Origin of the sequence: Halodesulfovibrio aestuarii DSM 17919 = ATCC 29578, from assembly GCF_000384815.1 — a bacterium.
Taxonomy (GTDB): Bacteria; Desulfobacterota; Desulfovibrionia; order Desulfovibrionales; family Desulfovibrionaceae; genus Halodesulfovibrio; species Halodesulfovibrio aestuarii.
This window is the reverse complement of the sequence record NZ_ARQF01000020.1, coordinates 961,778-978,324: the sequence shown is the minus strand read 5'-3', so window position 1 is coordinate 978,324 and position 16,547 is coordinate 961,778. Positions and strand designations below refer to the sequence as shown.

Annotated in this window: 13 protein-coding genes; all 13 read left to right on the top strand. The window is 45.3% G+C overall.

All coding sequences use genetic code 11. From position 1 onward, the window contains the following. The first annotated feature begins 345 nt into the window (after positions 1 to 345). The 13 genes from ald (at position 346) to rd (ending at position 16,359) form a co-directional block, all read left to right on the top strand. Positions 346 to 1,449: an alanine dehydrogenase gene (ald, locus tag F461_RS0110345; protein WP_020001086.1), complete on the top strand. Its 1,104-nt coding sequence runs from the start codon at positions 346 to 348 to the stop codon at positions 1,447 to 1,449. Between the two features lie 351 nt (positions 1,450 to 1,800). Next, entirely contained in the window at positions 1,801 to 2,541 is a 741-nt protein-coding gene (glnH, locus tag F461_RS0110340; protein WP_020001085.1) for a glutamine ABC transporter substrate-binding protein GlnH, read from the top strand. A gap of 115 nt (positions 2,542 to 2,656) precedes the next feature. Then, positions 2,657 to 3,328, top strand: a complete 672-nt coding sequence (locus F461_RS0110335) for an amino acid ABC transporter permease (RefSeq protein ID WP_020001084.1) — start codon at positions 2,657 to 2,659, stop codon at positions 3,326 to 3,328. A 27-nt stretch (positions 3,329 to 3,355) separates the two neighbouring features. Continuing rightward, a complete protein-coding gene (locus tag F461_RS0110330) occupies positions 3,356 to 4,075 on the top strand; it encodes an amino acid ABC transporter ATP-binding protein (RefSeq protein ID WP_026364727.1) in 720 nt (239 codons plus the stop codon). Positions 4,076 to 4,419: 344 nt separating this feature from the next. After that, positions 4,420 to 7,563 carry a UvrD-helicase domain-containing protein gene (locus F461_RS0110325; protein WP_020001082.1) on the top strand — a complete coding sequence of 1,048 codons (3,144 nt, stop codon included), beginning with the start codon at positions 4,420 to 4,422 and terminating at the stop codon, positions 7,561 to 7,563. Between the two features lie 225 nt (positions 7,564 to 7,788). After that, positions 7,789 to 8,655 carry a cobamide remodeling phosphodiesterase CbiR gene (cbiR, locus tag F461_RS17670; RefSeq protein ID WP_020001081.1) on the top strand — a complete coding sequence of 289 codons (867 nt, stop codon included), beginning with the start codon at positions 7,789 to 7,791 and terminating at the stop codon, positions 8,653 to 8,655. A gap of 1 nt (position 8,656) precedes the next feature. Further along, the gene (locus tag F461_RS0110315; RefSeq protein WP_020001080.1) at positions 8,657 to 9,163 is read left to right on the top strand and encodes a bifunctional adenosylcobinamide kinase/adenosylcobinamide-phosphate guanylyltransferase; all 507 of its coding nucleotides are present in this window, start codon (positions 8,657 to 8,659) and stop codon (positions 9,161 to 9,163) included. Position 9,164: 1 nt separating this feature from the next. Continuing rightward, a complete protein-coding gene (locus tag F461_RS0110310) occupies positions 9,165 to 10,199 on the top strand; it encodes a DHH family phosphoesterase (RefSeq protein WP_020001079.1) in 1,035 nt (344 codons plus the stop codon). A 113-nt stretch (positions 10,200 to 10,312) separates the two neighbouring features. Beyond that, on the top strand, positions 10,313 to 13,888 hold the full coding sequence (locus tag F461_RS0110305; protein ID WP_020001078.1) for an FAD-binding and (Fe-S)-binding domain-containing protein: 3,576 nt from the start codon (positions 10,313 to 10,315) through the stop codon (positions 13,886 to 13,888). Positions 13,889 to 13,963: 75 nt separating this feature from the next. Further along, positions 13,964 to 14,395, top strand: coding sequence for a Holliday junction resolvase RuvX (ruvX, locus tag F461_RS0110300; protein ID WP_020001077.1), 432 nt, complete (start codon positions 13,964 to 13,966; stop codon positions 14,393 to 14,395). 10 nt (positions 14,396 to 14,405) lie between these two features. Continuing rightward, the gene (gene mltG / locus F461_RS0110295) at positions 14,406 to 15,434 is read left to right on the top strand and encodes an endolytic transglycosylase MltG (RefSeq protein WP_020001076.1); all 1,029 of its coding nucleotides are present in this window, start codon (positions 14,406 to 14,408) and stop codon (positions 15,432 to 15,434) included. A 367-nt stretch (positions 15,435 to 15,801) separates the two neighbouring features. After that, complete coding sequence (locus tag F461_RS0110290) at positions 15,802 to 16,182, top strand: desulfoferrodoxin (RefSeq protein ID WP_020001075.1); 381 nt, start codon at positions 15,802 to 15,804, stop codon at positions 16,180 to 16,182. 18 nt (positions 16,183 to 16,200) lie between these two features. After that, positions 16,201 to 16,359, top strand: coding sequence for a rubredoxin (gene rd / locus F461_RS0110285; RefSeq protein WP_020001074.1), 159 nt, complete (start codon positions 16,201 to 16,203; stop codon positions 16,357 to 16,359). Positions 16,360 to 16,547 lie beyond the last annotated feature (188 nt).

Below are 16,547 nucleotides of genomic sequence, written 5' to 3'. Positions count from 1 at the left end.
CACGCATCTATATCGATTATAACGAAGTGTGGATTCATCGAATCTTAGAGTTGTTTGATCGCACGACTAACCCCCTTATATGACATGAAAAAAATAATCACGATGCATTTATGCAATACAGTGGGAAGCTTTCGCAAAACTCAGTAAATTTCGTGTTTTTTCTGCAGAAAAGTACTTTTTTTCTTGTCGCAAAACTGTGGGGGTTGTACAGGTGTTGGTAAGCCAGATGACACACGTTTCGGCGTGAATTTATACCACAGTTTCAATGTCTACAATCAGGGGCCGAATCCGCATACGACACTTCGTAGCCAGATTAACTCCTCTGAATGTTGCAAGGAGAAAGTCATGATTATTGGTGTACCTAAAGAGATTAAAACTCTGGAAAATCGAGTAGCTCTTACTCCAGGCGGCGCAGCAACACTTGTTCGTCAAGGCCATACCGTGCTTGTGGAAACTAACGCAGGTAACGGAAGCGGATTATATGATGAAGAATACATCGCTGCCGGTGCAAAAATGGTTTCAGCTGAAGAGGCTTGGGGCGCTGAAATGGTTATCAAGGTTAAAGAACCTGTCGCATCTGAGTACAAATTCCTTCGCGATGGTTTACTCCTTTTCACATATCTCCATCTTGCAGCGGAACGTGATTTAACAAATGCCCTGTTAGAGGGTGGCACCACTTCCGTAGCATATGAAACTGTGCAGCTTGCAAATGGCGCTCTTCCACTTCTTATGCCTATGTCTGAAGTTGCAGGACGTATGGCAACACAGGAAGGTGCAAACTTCCTTAAAAAAACAAACGGTGGACTTGGTGTTCTGCTCGGCGGCACCCCTGGTGTTGCACCAGCACACGTTACCGTAGTCGGTGGTGGTGTTGTTGGTACAAACGCTGCTAAAATGGCTATTGGCCTTGGTGCAGATGTTACTATCCTTGATGTCAGCCACCAGCGCTTACAGTACCTTGATGACGTGTTCGGAAACCGTATCCGCACCATCACATCTACCGAACCAAACATCCGTGAATGGGTTGCGAAAGCAGACTTAGTTGTTGGTGCCGTTCTTATTCCGGGTGCAAAAGCTCCTAGTCTGGTAACAGAAGACATGGTTAAAACTATGAAAGAAGGCTCTGTTATCGTGGACGTAGCTATCGACCAAGGCGGTTGTTGCGAAACGATTAAGCCAACCACCCACGACAATCCTGTATTTACTTTGCACGGCGTTGTTCATTACGGTGTTACAAACATGCCGGGCGCTGTACCTCGTACTTCAACATTTGCTCTTAGCAACCAGACTCTGCCATACGCAATCCAGCTTGCTAATAAAGGCCTTGATGCCCTGCGTGCAGACCGTGCACTGGCTCTGGGACTTAATACCTACAAAGGTAAACTTACTTGTCCAGCAGTTGGCGCAGCTTTTGGTCTCGACTCTCTTGCTCCTGAAGACGTACTGTAATTCAGCGTCTAAAAACTCACGTTTTTTACTATCCGGCTTCTTTTTAGAAGCCGGATTTTTTATAGTTACGATCTCACTCACATATTTGTTAAAATAATATTGTTATATCTGTTTACAATAGTATGGGTATGGTATTGGAATCATTGAGCCGAAATGTTGTTAATTGTAAAAATAAATTTACAATTAACAAAAAAGAAAAAAAAGACGCTTGGTTTGATTTTTTTTCTGCCATCTGCTAATACTCTCTCGGTTTGAGAACATATTTTCGTTAAACTTTCGTTTAATGAAAAAACGCAATAGTAGGAATTTTACATAGTAGCTATCGTAATCATTTTTTTGGAGGGTTCATTTATGAAACGTCTTATTGCCATCTTGGCAGCTTTGCTCGTTATTTCTTTGTCTTCTGCAGCATTTGCTCAGAAACTGATTGTTGCACATGACACCAACTTTAAGCCTTTTGAGTTCAAACAGAATGGTGAATTCGTCGGCTTTGATATCGACATGTGGAAAGAAGTTGCTAAGCGTATGAACCTTGATTACGAATTTCAGCCAATGGATTTTAACGGCATTATTCCCGGTCTTCAGGCTGGTTCTATAGATGCTGCTGTTGCAGGCATTACCATTAAGCCTTCCCGTGCTGAAGTTGTTGATTTCTCTGACGGCTACTACGATTCCGGTCTCGTTATCCTCGTTCGCTCCGATAACAATGACATCAAAACCATTGATGATTTGAAAGACAAAATTGTTGCCACCAAGCTTGCTACTTCTTCTGTTGACCTTGCTCAGCAGTACGTACCTAAGAAAAATATCAAACTTTTCCCTAACAACGACAACATGTTCATGGAACTGATGACCGGCGGTGCTGATGCAGTTATCTTTGACATGCCAGTTGTTAAAGACTTTGAAGCAAAAGCTGGTCAGGGTATGGTTAAAGTTGTTGGTCCTATCTATCAGGGGCAGGCATATGGTATTGCATTCCCTAAAGGTTCCAAGCTTGTTTCCGGCGTTAACAAAGCGCTCAAAGACATTAAAGCAGATGGAACTTACAACGAACTGTTCATCAAATGGTTCGGTTATGCACCTGCTAAATAGCAGTTATTTATTTTTCTCATAGTATATAAAACATAGGGATGGTGTTGTGCCATCCCTATGTACATTTTATCCGCTGAATTATTTTGGCTAACGTACCCAAAGGCAGATACATTTTATGGCATTTCAGTTTAAACCAGCAGTGATGTTAGAAACTCTTCCGCTTCTTACTGAAGGGGTTGAACTGACTATTTATATCACTCTCCTTGGCCTTGCGATTGGTTTTATTATTGGTACAGTCGCAGGCTTGGGGCGTCTTTCTCAGAATAAGCTTAATCGCTCTCTTGCGGGCATTTATATAGAAATTATTCGTGGTACCCCGATGATTGTCCAGGCTTTGTTCCTGTATTTTGGTGTACCGCTTGTTACCGGAGTTCGTATTGATCCTATCACAGCAGGTATTATCACCATTGCTGTTAACTCCGGTGCTTATATTGCGGAAATTGTTCGTGGCGCAGTTCAATCTATTGATGCAGGACAATTTGAAGCGGGGCGTTCTATCGGACTTACCCGCCATCAGACTATGATCTCTATTATTTGGCCACAGGCTTTTCGCCGTATGATTCCACCACTGGGGAACCAGTTTATTATTTCGCTTAAAGATACCTCACTTCTTACCGTTATCGGTGTAGCAGAGCTTACCCGTTCCGGTCAGGAGATTGTTGCGGTTAACTTCCGTTCGTTTGAAGTATACCTGACTGTAGCGATCGTTTACCTCTGTATGACGCTTTCTATCGCGAAAGTATTACGCTGGTATGAAAAAAAATTGATGGCACGCAGCAGCCGCTAGGAGCATTCTATGAGTGATACATCAAATATGATTGAAATCCGTAACTTGCATAAAAGTTATGGTGATATAGAAGTAATTAAAGGCGTAAACTTGAACGTTAAGCAGGGTGAAGTTGTGGTAATTCTGGGTCCTTCCGGATCTGGTAAATCAACTGTTCTGCGCTGTATTAACCGTCTCGAAGAACTGACTTCAGGTTCTATCATTGTGGATGGTTATGATCTCTACGCCAAAGAAACTGATATTAACTACGTGCGTTCCGAAGCAGGTATGGTGTTCCAGCAGTTTAACCTGTTCCCGCACCTGTCTGTTCTGCAGAACATCACCATCGGGTTGATAAAAGTTCGTAAGATGGACAAAGCAGAAGCGGATAAGATTGCACTGAGTCTGCTTGATAAAGTTGGTTTGCCGGACAAAGCTGCTGCATATCCGGATCAGCTTTCCGGTGGTCAGAAACAGCGTGTGGCAATTGCACGTTCGTTGGCAATGAATCCGAAAGTGATTCTTTTTGATGAACCGACTTCCGCGCTTGACCCAGAGCTTGTAGGTGAAGTTCTTGATGTTATGAAAAAGCTCGCAGACGAAGGCATGACCATGGTGGTAGTAACCCACGAAATGGGCTTTGCCCGTGAGGTTGCGGACCGCGTAATCTTTATTGCTGACGGCGTGATTCAGGAAGAAGAAGCTCCGGACGAGTTTTTCTCTAATCCGAAGCATCCGCGTCTTAAAGATTTCTTGGGCAAGCTGTAGCTTTACCTGTTTTACTGTACTGTCTTGAATAGTAAAAGGGCTGTCCTTCATTTGAAGGGTAGCCCTTTTTTGTGATGTTTAAGCCGTGATGTTCATAAAAGTCTTTGGAAGGTTTTGAGAATTCTTTTATTTCAAAGGTGCTCTGGTTGCCGAAGACAAAAAAGAAAATAACGCTTAGAGTGCAAAAGCCGCATAGTGCATAAGTTTCAAAAGGTTGAGCCATAAAAAACGAATAAGTTACGGAATTGTCTAGGTAGTGTTCCTCTGATACATGTATGGAACGGAAGGATTTCTTTTCTGTCTGCGTTTGACAATCAACGGCTTAAAGCTAGGATAGTTACTCCATGAAACAGTTTCGTGCCGATTTGCATATTCATTCCCGATTTTCCCGTGCAACCAGTAAAAAGTTGACGCCACGTCATTTGGCAGCATGGGCGGAGGTAAAGGGACTTGATGTTCTTGGAACGGGGGATTGTACCCATCCAGAATGGCTGGACGAGTTAGAAGACCAGCTCGTCGAAGACAGCCAGAGCGGATTGTTTCGGTTGAAAGACACAACAGACCTAGGCAAAGAGATTCCGCGTTTTGGCGATACCCCCATGAATGGCCGATCATTGTTTATGCTGCAGGGGGAAATCAGTTCAATTTACAAACGTGGCGGCAAGGTTCGGAAAGTTCATAACCTTGTTTACATGCCTACGTTTGAAGCTGCTCGAAAATTTAGCAATCGTCTCGGCGAGATCGGTAATATTACATCAGACGGACGCCCTATTCTCGGGATGGATTCTCGTGATATCCTCGACCTCGTGCTTGATACCCATCCCCTTGCTTTCCTTATTCCTGCTCATATATGGACACCGTGGTTCTCTCTGTTTGGCTCAAAATCTGGGTTTGACACAATAGAAGAGTGCTTCGGCGACTATGCCTCAGAAATTTTTGCACTTGAAACAGGTCTTTCATCAGATCCGGAAATGAACTGGTTATGGAGCGCTCTTGATCGCTTTGCTCTCGTATCAAATTCTGACGCCCATTCCGGCGACAAACTTGGGCGTGAATGTAACCTGTTTGCCGGCGACATATCCTTTGAAGGCATGTACCGCAGTTTGCGTGGCGAAGGGCTGGGACATAAGTTTCTTGGTACAATGGAATTTTTTCCTGAAGAAGGAAAATATCATTTAGACGGCCATCGCAAGTGTAATGTTGTGATGGAGCCTAGAGAAACATTAACCCGTGACGGAATTTGCCCTGTATGCGGCAAGCCGTTAACTGTGGGTGTGTTGCATAGAGTGCTCTCTCTTGCGGACAGGGATACACCCAAGCAGCCAGCCAAGGCCGGTGACTTCAGCTCATTGATACCGCTTCCGGAACTGATGGGTGAAGTGTTGGGGGTAGGGCCTAAGACAAAAAAAGTCATGACGCTGTATGCGGAAGCAATCCCTAAGCTCGGTTCAGAAATGGCTATTCTGCGGGATGTGCCGGAAGAAGATATTAAAAAGGTTCATCCTCTTCTTGCTGAAGCTGTAGGAAGAATGCGCAGAGGTGACGTACTGCGTCAACCCGGGTTTGATGGCGAATATGGTGTGGTTCGTGTTTTTTCCCAAAAGGAGCGTGACGAATTTAAGCACGGAAAGTCGCTTATTGATGTGCCGGAAAAAGTAAGTGGATTGACTCCGGAAGAGGAGGCTTCCATAACGCCTGTTTTTGAGGCTGCCGTGCAGCAGCGGCAGGAAGAGCCAGAGCGTATTAGATACAATGAAGCACAGCAATTGGCGATTACTTCAGCACCTGAGCCAGTGCTTGTTCTGGCGGGGCCGGGAACGGGTAAGACCCGTACGCTTATTGGACGCATTGAACACTTGCTTGAGGCAGGTGTTAAAGCGAGACAAATCCTTGCACTTACCTTTACACGTCGCGCCGCGCAGGAATTGACAACACGACTTGCAGATTCTGTTCAAAACGAATTATCCATCCCTCGCGCAGATACGTTGCATGGCCTTGCTTTTGAATACTGGCAAAATTCTTATTCAGATGCTCCGACGTTGCTTTCTGAGGAAAGTTCTAAGCGTGTGTTTGGAGAAGCTAATGCGGATGCAAGTAAACAGCAGTGCAAAAAGTCGTGGGAAATAATCTCGTTATGCCGTGAACGTATGGAAGAGTGTCCGGTTGAGCAGCAGGCTGCATACAATAATTATTCAAGTTTAAAAAATTCATGGAACCTTGCAGATTATACCGATCTTCTAGAGTTTTGGCTTGAGTCTTTGCGTAACAACGTCTTTGTTCGCCAGTGGACGCATGTTCTCGTTGATGAAATTCAGGATTTATCCCCGTTGCAACTTGCAGTTGTGCGGGAGCTTGTATCGCAAGATGAACAGAATGGGCAGGGCTTCTTCGGTATCGGTGATCCGGATCAATCTATTTATGGCTTCAGAGGTGCACACGGCGGCGTAGAAGCGTACTTGAGCAAAGAACTTCCGTCGCTGAATACAATCCAGCTTTTTGAAAACTACCGTTCATCGAAGCAAATTGTGGATTACGCTGGTGCGTTAATGCAGCCAGCTCGAGAAGCACAACCGATTGAAGCAAAAAAATCTACTGAAGCTGAGGTGCGCATGTTTGAAGCACCAACCTCTGAGGCGGAAGCTTCATGGATAGGTGAACAAATTCGTGGTCTTCTCGGACAAACAAGTCATTCTTTGCAGGATAGTAGACAAGAACGACTTCTTGGCGGCGAACTTTCTCCCGGTGACATTGCTGTTCTCGTGCGGTTTAAAGCGCTTATTCCTGTTATCAGCCAAACACTTAACAGACTGGGAATTCCCTGCGCTGTGCCTGAACAGGAAGCATTTTGGGTCGATCCGCGAGTGGAGCTTATTCTTGCCGCCGCAGGGCGGTTTGTAGGTATCTCCAGCGATGAAGGTGAAGAACAGATTACGTGCCCTGATGCAGTGCTTGCTAAAGGCCCTCAGGGCATAGCTGTGTACATGGAAGATATTCTCCCATTTGATCGTCTGTTCTGGAAGTCAACTGCATTCAACCAGCTTGTTAAGCACTACAAAGAGCATAAAGGTTGGGTGGGGCTGCTTAATTGGATTAATCTGCAAACGGAACTTGATTTGGTACGCCAAAAAAGTGAGAAAGTGCAGATAATGTCAATACATGCCTCCAAGGGGCTAGAATTTAAAGCCGTCTTTCTTCCTGCCTTAGAAGATGGAATTATGCCATATTCTGGTATGAACACCCTGACCGGCACAGCTTCCAGTACTCCAGATCATTATGACATTGATGAGGAACGACGTCTGCTCTATGTGGCAATAACCCGTGCAGAGCAGCTTTTATTCCTGAGCCATTCAGGCAAGCGCATGATTTACGGGCACACAGTGCACCTTTCCCCTTCTCGTTTCTTAACGGATCTGCCAAATGACGGATTAATGCATTCCGCACTCAAGGCTAAAAAGAAGCATAAAGAAACGCAGCTGAGTTTGTTGTAAAATTTGACTGCCTGCTGCGCTTAATTTCGTAGCTCAGGCGGGAAACTCCTTTCAGAGAGGGAGAGGCCTCCCCGACCGACATGACGTACTAGCTATGTGTTGATTGTAACCGGTTAAAATATTGCTAGATGCCCTTTTTCTATGGGCGGAAGAACTTGCTCGGCCTAGCCGGGGAGATCTCGCATTACACACTAGAAACAACACCTAAGCTGGAAAATAAGCCTTATGGATAAAAAACCGCATGTAAACGGGCTCAAGGAAACAGTGTCCATTTCCAGATGCAAAACGAAGACTGCCCGTCGGCACCCCGTAAAAGGCACCAACGCTGTCATTACTACAGCTGCGCCCTCATGGGTGATGGCTGGTACTGTGTATGAAAACTGCGTTTTTCTTGAGGATAAGGTCGACGAAGTTTCCTTGTTGTTTTTTGAGTCGGAGGCATGTCTTGCATATGGTGAGGATGACTTGCCGCGTGGTTTAGCGCAGCTTGATTTGTCGTACCACGTACATCTGCCGTTGGATTTACCGTGGCCTGATGCCGATGCTGTGGCAGATATTATCTTGGGTTTGATGGATAAGGTAGATTTTCTAGGAGTCCGTCAGGCTGTGCTGCATCCACCGTTGACGTTGGGGGAAAATGCTTTTTCTGTGGAAGTGGCTCAGCAATTATTAACAGTGGTTGCTCGCGCATGGCATAGTCATGGATTTGACTGTAATGATTTATTAATTGAGAATGTTGAGGGGGCATGTCTGATTGATATTGCCCCGGTAATAGAAGATTTGGGACTGGGGGTATGCATTGACATAGGCCATATCATTGCATACGGGCATCATGCACTTCTTGATTGTTGTGATCTTTTTGATCGGCTTCGTATGATTCACGTGAATGCTCCTGCGGATGTGCTGACGGCTAAGGGGCGCAGTAAGCATGCAAGTTTACTGCACCTTGATGATGCCGGAAAGTACGTTGCGCGCAAGGTATTACAGCATTGCGGCGAGAATTGTACGCTCGTGTACGAGTTGTTTAGTTGGAAACATATTGAAACGACCATTCCAATTGTTGAAGAGATGCTTTTGATAGAAGGAAAATAAGATGATCCGACTTATTCTGGGGGGAGACAAGTCCGGCAAGTCAGATTTTGGCTTGCAGCGGTTGTATGAAGGAACAATGCCATCTCTTTTACTTGCAACGGGGCGGGCTCAGGACTTTTCGTTTGGTCAGCAAATTTTAGATCATCGGTTAGCAAGAAATCCTGAAATTCCAGTAAAAGAAACAGGAATTGAATTGCCCCGATTGTTAGAAAAGTCCATATTGGAGTATCAGTCTATTTTAATCGACAGCTTGGATTTTTGGGTTTTTGCGTGCAATAAGCAATGGGAGCAGGCGCAGGACGCATTTTTACACACTCTTTCATTGGTTCCAGAGAAGACTCAAGTTACAATTGTTTCGTGTGAGGCAGGATTGGGACCTATTGCGGCCAGTTCTCAGGTTCGTCAGTTTATCCGTCGATTGGGGGCTCTTAACCAAGCTGTTGCAGCTGTAAGTGATGAGGTCTGCCTCATGATTGCGGGTATCCCGCTCTATGTAAAAAAGGCATAACATGTCGTATTTTCGTAATGTAAAACCACAGCTGGATAATCTGCTGGAAATGTTCTCTCGTAATGAACGCTGGCTCATCACGATCAATGCTGATCCGGATGCGATGGGGTCTGCAATGGCGCTTAAACGTATTTTAAGCCATCGAGTTGCAGATGTTGATATTGCCCGTGTTAACGAGATTACACGTCCTGACAACCTTGCCATGGTTCGCTTGCTTCGTATTCCTATGGTTAAATTGACGCCGCAGGTGACGGCGCAGTATGACAAGTTTGCGATTGTAGATTCTCAGCCTCATCACCATCCCTTATTCAGTGAACTGGATTATTCGATAGTTATTGATCATCATCCGTTGAATGATGATTTTCCTGTTACTGCAGAGTATAAAGAGATTCTTCCCGGATATGGCTCAAACTCCACCATTCTTACAGAATATTTGTATCAGTTGAAGATTCGACCGGGTAAGCTGCTGGCAACAGCTCTTATGTACGGAATTAAAACTGACACAAATGATTTTGAACGTAATTTTAACGAAATCGATATCCGTGCGTTTAAGTATTTAAGTAAGTATGCAAACCATCCTCTGCTTTCACGTATTGCACGAAGCGAGATGCATTACGATTGGTTGGACTATTTCTCCCGTGCGATTACAGGAATACATAAGGTTGGCTCTGGGCAATACGCCTTTGTAGGCGTTGTGGATAATCCTGACGCACTTGTTGTGATCGCTGATTTCTTCATGCGTGTGCACGAAATGCGTTGGGTTGCCGTGTGCGGAGTGTATCAGGATAAGGCCATAGTTATTTTTCGTGGTGATGGCGTTAACCGTGACCTGGGGCGCTTTGCTTACTGTCAGTTTAGCGATATTGGTTCTGCCGGAGGCCATAAGGCATTAGCCCGTGCGGAAATTCCTATCGAAGAATTGTGCGGTAAGGATGTTGAAATGTTTATTTTTAAACGCCTTGTATCTCCTACCCGCAGCCGTTTGGTCAAATGTGCAAAACCTGCCGAAGACGATATCGAAACAATGTGTGAATAATGGTCTAGTGCCAAGATTCTGCTGGTAAAGAGAGCTGTTACGCTGTTCTTGCATTCTTAAAGAACAAAAAGTAAACTCACAGGCTTCGTTTTTAACTACTGGGAGAATTGGTCATGCCGCACAAAGGCCCACATATTTCTATAGGTTCCGAGTTTCTTGTCCATAGGGTGTTGCGGATTGATCTTGATGAATTTGAAGATTGGCCGGAATCAGTTCGAGAGTTAGCCATTGCGCTCGCTGAAGAACTCTTTCTTGTCCGCTACAATCCGTTTATCGATGCGGATACTGTTCGTTCGAGTGTTGCCAAACGATTTGATAGAGCTGAACCTGCTCTTGCACATCATTACGCGAACACTCTGCGCGAAGGCGTTACAATGTTCTGGAGTGCCTATGAGGCAGATATGGCATTCCGGAGTGAGTTGGTACGCCGTCTGGGACAGATCATCCCTAAAAATAACATTGATCTGCGTCCTGCATCGTTAGTGGAGTGTTCCACAGACGCAACCGACTTGCGTATGGAACTTCCTTTGCTTGTTGTTGCCCCTTCGGCAACAGAGCAAGTAAGCGCTATTGTTCGCCTTGCGAATGAAATGAAATTTGCTCTCATTCCGCGTGGCGGTGCTTCCGGTTGTACCGGCGGTGCTATTCCGGCACGCAAACGTACTGTTGTGATGAGTTTGCAGAAGCTGAGCGCTATCAAATCCATCGACAAAAAAGAAATGACTCTCACCGCAGAGGCTGGCGTTATTACGTTTGACGCCATTAAAGCCGTAGATAACGGTGGGATGCTTTTTACTGTCGACCCAGCATCTAAGACTGCTTCCACCATCGGCGGGAACGTGTCGGAAAACTCCGGCGGTCCTTTTGCCTTTGAGTACGGAACAACTCTCGACAACATCCTTCACTACACAATGGTCACGCCTACAGGTGAAATCATTAATGTTGAGCGCGTTAATCATCCCCGTCATAAAATTATGGAAGATGAAACCGCCGTGTTTGAAGTCAAGGACGTGTCCGGCGGTGTCCGAACTGTTATTTCTCTGCGCGGTGATCAAATCCGCAAGGCAGGTCTTGGTAAAGACGTTACAAACAAGTTCCTCGGCGGGTTGCCCGGGGTGCAGAAAGAGGGCACTGATGGCATCATCACTGAGGCAACCTTCATCTGCTACCCGAAGCAAAAATATGACCGCGTGCTTGTGCTGGAGTTTTTTGGACGCTCCATGCGTAATGCAATGCTTGTGATTAAGGACATTGTCGCACTGCGTAATACTATTCGTGAGCAGGGTGATCTTGTTAAAATCTCAGCGTTGGAAGAGTTTGGTGTTAAATATGTTGAAGCAATTGAATACCAGACAAAATCAAAAAAACACGACGACGAAAGTCCGATTTCAGTTCTCATTATTGAATTGAACTCAAATGATACAAATGCGCTGGATAACAGCGTGCAGGATATTGTGAATATTTGTGCTCCGTATGAAGGCGTGGAAGTTTTTGTTGCGAAAGATGCAGCAGAGGCAGAAGTCTTCTGGGAAGATAGACACAAACTTTCTGCTATTGCCCGTCGCACCTCTGGTTTTAAAATCAACGAAGACATTGTCATTCCAATTGATGTCATTCCTGAATTTTCCGATTTCCTTGAGCATTTGAACCAGCGTTGCATGGGGCGGGCATTCCGTACTGCACTTGGTGAAAGCGGACGTCTGAGCGGGATGCCTCTTGAAGATAAGGAACTGAACCGCGCATTTACCTTTGCTTCCAAAGTTGCCAAAGGCGATGTGCCGATTGCAGAACTTTCAGAGCAGGAAGCGCTTGATCAGGCTCTTGCGTATTTTGAACACGCGCAGGATCGCTACCCGAACTTGCGTCGAAAACTTAAAAAGATTGTTGATGATATGCTCGCAACCCGCATCGTTGTTGCGAACCATATGCATGCCGGTGATGGTAACTGCCATGTGAACATTCCTGTGGATTCCAACAACCCTGCCATGCTGCATAATGCTGAAGAAGTGGCAGAAGAGGTTATGGCGAAGGCACAGGAAATGGACGGTGAAGTAACCGGCGAGCACGGCATCGGCATTACAAAGATTAAATTCCTTGCACCGGAAAAGATGGAGCAGCTGACGTTGTTTAAACGCAGAGTTGACCCTCTTTCTATTTTGAACCCTGCAAAGCTCACGCAGCGTGATACTCCGGTTAAGCCTTTTACATTCTCATTTAACCGTCTTATCCGCGATATTCAGGCATCCGGTCTGCCGGAAAAAGAACGCCTTATTAACCTGCTCACCAATATACAGGTATGTACTCGTTGCGGTAAGTGTAAGCAGGTTTGTCCAATGTTCTACCCGCAGGGCGATTTGCTGTATCATCCGCGAAATAAGAACTTGAGCCTCGGGGCGCTGCTGGAAGCCGTATATTACTCTCAGGTGAACAAAGGTAAGCCGGATGAGAATCTTATGGGGCAGCTGCGTAAGCTCATGGAGCATTGTACTGGCTGCGGCAAGTGTATGGCTGTGTGCCCTGTAAAGATCGATTCTTCAAAGGTAGCACTGGAACTGCGTGCTTTTGTTGAAGATGAAGGTGCAGGAGGACATCCTATTAAGTCGAAGGTACTTGATTACCTTGTGTCGGATGTCGCAAGTCGTGTTCCGCGTGCCGCTAAAATGGCTTCCATGGGACAGCGTATGCAGAACAAAATGTTGCGTCTTATTCCAAGTGCATGGCGTTCCGGCATTAACAGTCCGCTTTTCTCCGGTTTAGGGCCTGAGGTAGGCTACAGAGGCCTTAACGAGGTGCTCCGTCTGGATAAAGGATCAATTTTTATTCCTGAAAATGCACCGGAAGGAAAAGAACTGGAAGCAGTTTTCTACTTCCCGGGGTGTGGCGGTTCTCTTTTTTATAGAAACATCGGACTTGCATCACTTATGCTGATGCTCAAATCCGGTGTGGCTGTAATTATGCCACCACGACATATGTGTTGTGGATATCCGCTGCTGGCAGCCGGTAAGGATGAAGAATACAAGAAAAACCGTGCGGCAAACCTCGAAGAAATGAAAGTGTTTCTTGCAGATGCTGTACGCGCGGGGCTTAAAATTACGCATTCCATTACTGCGTGTGGTTCCTGTCGGGAAGGGCTTGAGTCATACGGGCTTGCTGAAGCCTTGAATATTCAGCTTGAGCATAAGGACGCTGTACAATTCTTAATTGAACGTATGGGTAGTGATGCGTTGAAAGATGCATCCAAAGGTAAATCTGTGCTGTACCACCCTTCTTGTCACGCAGAGTGGACCGGCGTGCATAAAACTAAGGCCGCTGGCGTGTATGCCCATGCTTTGAGTGAGTTTTGTGGTGTAGATGTTACGTTGAACCCTGGTTGTTGTGGTGAGTCCGGTATGGGTGCTCTTACTAGTCCGGCGATTTACAATAAATTGCGTGCGAAGAAAGAAGCAGGACTAACACATGTGTTGCCAACCATGCCGGATGATGCTCCCGTTGTTGTAGGGTGTCCGTCATGTAAGGTTGGTATTTCACGAATATTCTTGAATTTACAGGAAAAACGCCCCGTGTTGCATACAGTGGAATATATAGCTGAGGCACTATACGGCGCAGACTGGAAAAAACATCTGAAACGTATTGCAATTGAGTCTGTTAAGAAAGACTCGAAGCGAATCGTAGGTACAAAAAGTCTTTAATAACGTTGGCTCCCCTTCTGCACTCGTTTACAGTCAGGAGGGGAGCTTTGCGTATTATGGCAAAAGAAACATTACATGAAATATATTGCGATTGACTACGGAACAAAGCGGACAGGGCTTGCTGCCAGCGACACTGGGGGCAACATGGCATTTCCGCGTATGACGCTGATAATGAAAACCCGTGAAAAATTTTTCACGGAACTTCTGGCGTTTATCGAGAAAGAGACTCCTGATGCGATTGTTGTTGGCCTGCCGATGACTCTGGATGGTGAAGAAACCCTTATGTCCCGACAGGTTCGCAATTTTTTGGCACGGTTGCGCCGCCGTTGCGACCTGCCGATTTTTATCATCACAGAAGCTCTCAGTTCCTTTGAGGCAGAATTAGAGCTGCGTGATGCTGGACTGAAGGGGCACGAGATTGATAAAGTTGTTGATCAGCAGGCTGCCGTGCGCATTTTAGAGTCGTTTTTGCACTTGAGTGAAGAGCACAGACAGCGGTACGATTAGTAGTATTTATATGAGTACATTTTCTAAAATATGCAGTGCAATAGCAGTGCTTGTTATTCTTATGGCAGGTGGGGCATGGTTTGCGTTTGAAGCGTACACTCGTTCTCCTATGCAGGAAGAATCGCGCGAAGTGCCTCTTGTTGTTCCGGACGGTGCGTCGTTTAATCAGGTTATTGATGATATGGCACGTCAGGGCGCCGTCACATATCCATTTGCATTTCGTGTGCTTGTTCGCATTCGTAAACAGCAGCAGCAGTTAAAGGCCGGCGAATATTTAATTAATACCGGCTGGACGCCCGAACGTCTTTTACAAGAACTCATACGTGGCAAGGGAGTTCTTTATACGTTGTCTTTTCAGGAAGGGTTGCCTTGGTGGGATGTTGCCAAAAAAATTGAACAGCAGGGATTTGCCAGAGCAGAGGATTTTTCAAAAGTTATTCATGATCCCGCTTTCCTGAAAAAAAATAACATTCCGTTTTCCAGTGCAGAAGGCTTTCTGTTTCCTGAAACGTATAAGTTGCACAAGCCTAAGGTATTGAATGAAGCTTCTGCAGAAAACGTGGCATCAATGCTCGTTCATATGTTCTGGCAGAAAACTTCCTCTGTCTGGGGAGACGATGTTCCAGATACAAAAGTATTGCAAAAGATTCTTATTTTAGCTTCGTTAGTAGAAAAAGAGACCGCAATTGCGTCAGAGCGCGAACTTGTTGCTGGCGTGTATCGTAATCGCCTTGAGAGGGGAATGCGTATGCAAGCTGACCCGACTATCATTTATGGTTTGGGTCAGGATTTCGACGGCAATATCCGTCGCGCTGACATTCGTAACAAAAATAATGAGTATAACACGTATCAGCACAGAGGCTTACCTCCGGGGCCTATTTGTTCCCCCGGGCTTGAAGCCATAAACGCTGCCATGAATCCTGCACAGCATGACTACCTGTTCTTTGTCGCAAAAGGTGATGGTTCGCATAAGTTTAGCAAGACTTTGAAAGAACATAACAAAGCTGTTCGTAAGTTTCAGCTGGGCAAGAAGAAATAAGGTCATGATGTGTTAGGCCAGCAGACGTATGGCTTAACATACCGCTGTGCTTGATGATATTTTCAGTAAAAGAGGCAGAGAGTGCATACTCTCTGCCTCTTTTTTGTTTTTTACAAAATTTATGTAATTCAATGGGTTAAGCGAGAAAGGGAAAAAAGCTTAATAAGAATAGTTATTAATAGCTTGATTATTCTTTTTCAACTGCGTATATGTTTTTCAACAGATGGCAGGAGCAGATAAAAGCCTGCTTAACGCGTTGAACTGATACTCTTTTACGTGTATAGTAACGCAGCACTCGAAATTCTGGTTACTGGAAAACGATTTTTCCCCGAATAAAAATAATATAATGCCGATCAGGAGGCTCCCGATGCCAAATCGTCTTGAAGTTTACAAATGTGAGCACTGCGGAAATATGGCTCAAATTCTCGTAGGTGGCGGTCCAGCTTTAGTTTGTTGTGATGATGATATGGTTCTTCAGGTTGAAGGAACCGTAGACGCAGCACGCGAAAAGCATGTTCCAGTTATTGAAAAAACTGCGAATGGCTACCTCGTAAAAGTCGGTGAAGTTGCTCATCCTATGATTGACACACATTGGATTCAGTGGATTGAGCTTATTGCAGACGGCGTAAGTTACACCAAATTTCTTAATCCGGGTGATGCCCCTGAAGCCGAGTTCTGTGTTGAAGCAGAAACCGTTACTGTTCGTGAATACTGTAATCTTCATGGTCACTGGAAAGCTGAAGCATAATCAAAGGGGTAGAGAACAATGGAAAAATATGTATGCTTGATTTGTGGTTATGAATACGATCCTGCTGAGGGTGATCCTGATAATGGGGTAGCGCCAGGCACAAAGTTCGAAGATATTCCTGATGATTGGCTTTGTCCGGTTTGCGGGGCTCCTAAGAGCGAATTCGAACCAGCTTAAGCAATAGTAAGCCCCCCTCATGAAGGGGGGCTTTTTTTAGTAAATTGTTGTATAGCATACTCTGTACAGGATATAGGCGCACATGCTATCGTTATCTTTAGCTGTTGTGCCATGGTGTGCGTTACTTTGGTAGATTTTTTTGCGTGTTGCTGACGTAATCAGTGCGAGAATACAGGCTCTTTAAGTAT

What these genes read in the sequence shown, in the direction of transcription:
- ald (WP_020001086.1), top strand. Translation starts at nt 346, where the DNA reads ATGATTATTGGTGTACCTAAAGAGATTAAAACTCTGGAAAATCGAGTA.
- glnH (WP_020001085.1), top strand. Translation starts at nt 1,801, where the DNA reads ATGAAACGTCTTATTGCCATCTTGGCAGCTTTGCTCGTTATTTCTTTG.
- F461_RS0110335 (WP_020001084.1), top strand. Translation starts at nt 2,657, where the DNA reads ATGGCATTTCAGTTTAAACCAGCAGTGATGTTAGAAACTCTTCCGCTT.
- F461_RS0110330 (WP_026364727.1), top strand. Translation starts at nt 3,356, where the DNA reads ATGATTGAAATCCGTAACTTGCATAAAAGTTATGGTGATATAGAAGTA.
- F461_RS0110325 (WP_020001082.1), top strand. Translation starts at nt 4,420, where the DNA reads ATGAAACAGTTTCGTGCCGATTTGCATATTCATTCCCGATTTTCCCGT.
- cbiR (WP_020001081.1), top strand. Translation starts at nt 7,789, where the DNA reads ATGGATAAAAAACCGCATGTAAACGGGCTCAAGGAAACAGTGTCCATT.
- F461_RS0110315 (WP_020001080.1), top strand. Translation starts at nt 8,657, where the DNA reads ATGATCCGACTTATTCTGGGGGGAGACAAGTCCGGCAAGTCAGATTTT.
- F461_RS0110310 (WP_020001079.1), top strand. Translation starts at nt 9,165, where the DNA reads ATGTCGTATTTTCGTAATGTAAAACCACAGCTGGATAATCTGCTGGAA.
- F461_RS0110305 (WP_020001078.1), top strand. Translation starts at nt 10,313, where the DNA reads ATGCCGCACAAAGGCCCACATATTTCTATAGGTTCCGAGTTTCTTGTC.
- ruvX (WP_020001077.1), top strand. Translation starts at nt 13,964, where the DNA reads ATGAAATATATTGCGATTGACTACGGAACAAAGCGGACAGGGCTTGCT.
- mltG (WP_020001076.1), top strand. Translation starts at nt 14,406, where the DNA reads ATGAGTACATTTTCTAAAATATGCAGTGCAATAGCAGTGCTTGTTATT.
- F461_RS0110290 (WP_020001075.1), top strand. Translation starts at nt 15,802, where the DNA reads ATGCCAAATCGTCTTGAAGTTTACAAATGTGAGCACTGCGGAAATATG.
- rd (WP_020001074.1), top strand. Translation starts at nt 16,201, where the DNA reads ATGGAAAAATATGTATGCTTGATTTGTGGTTATGAATACGATCCTGCT.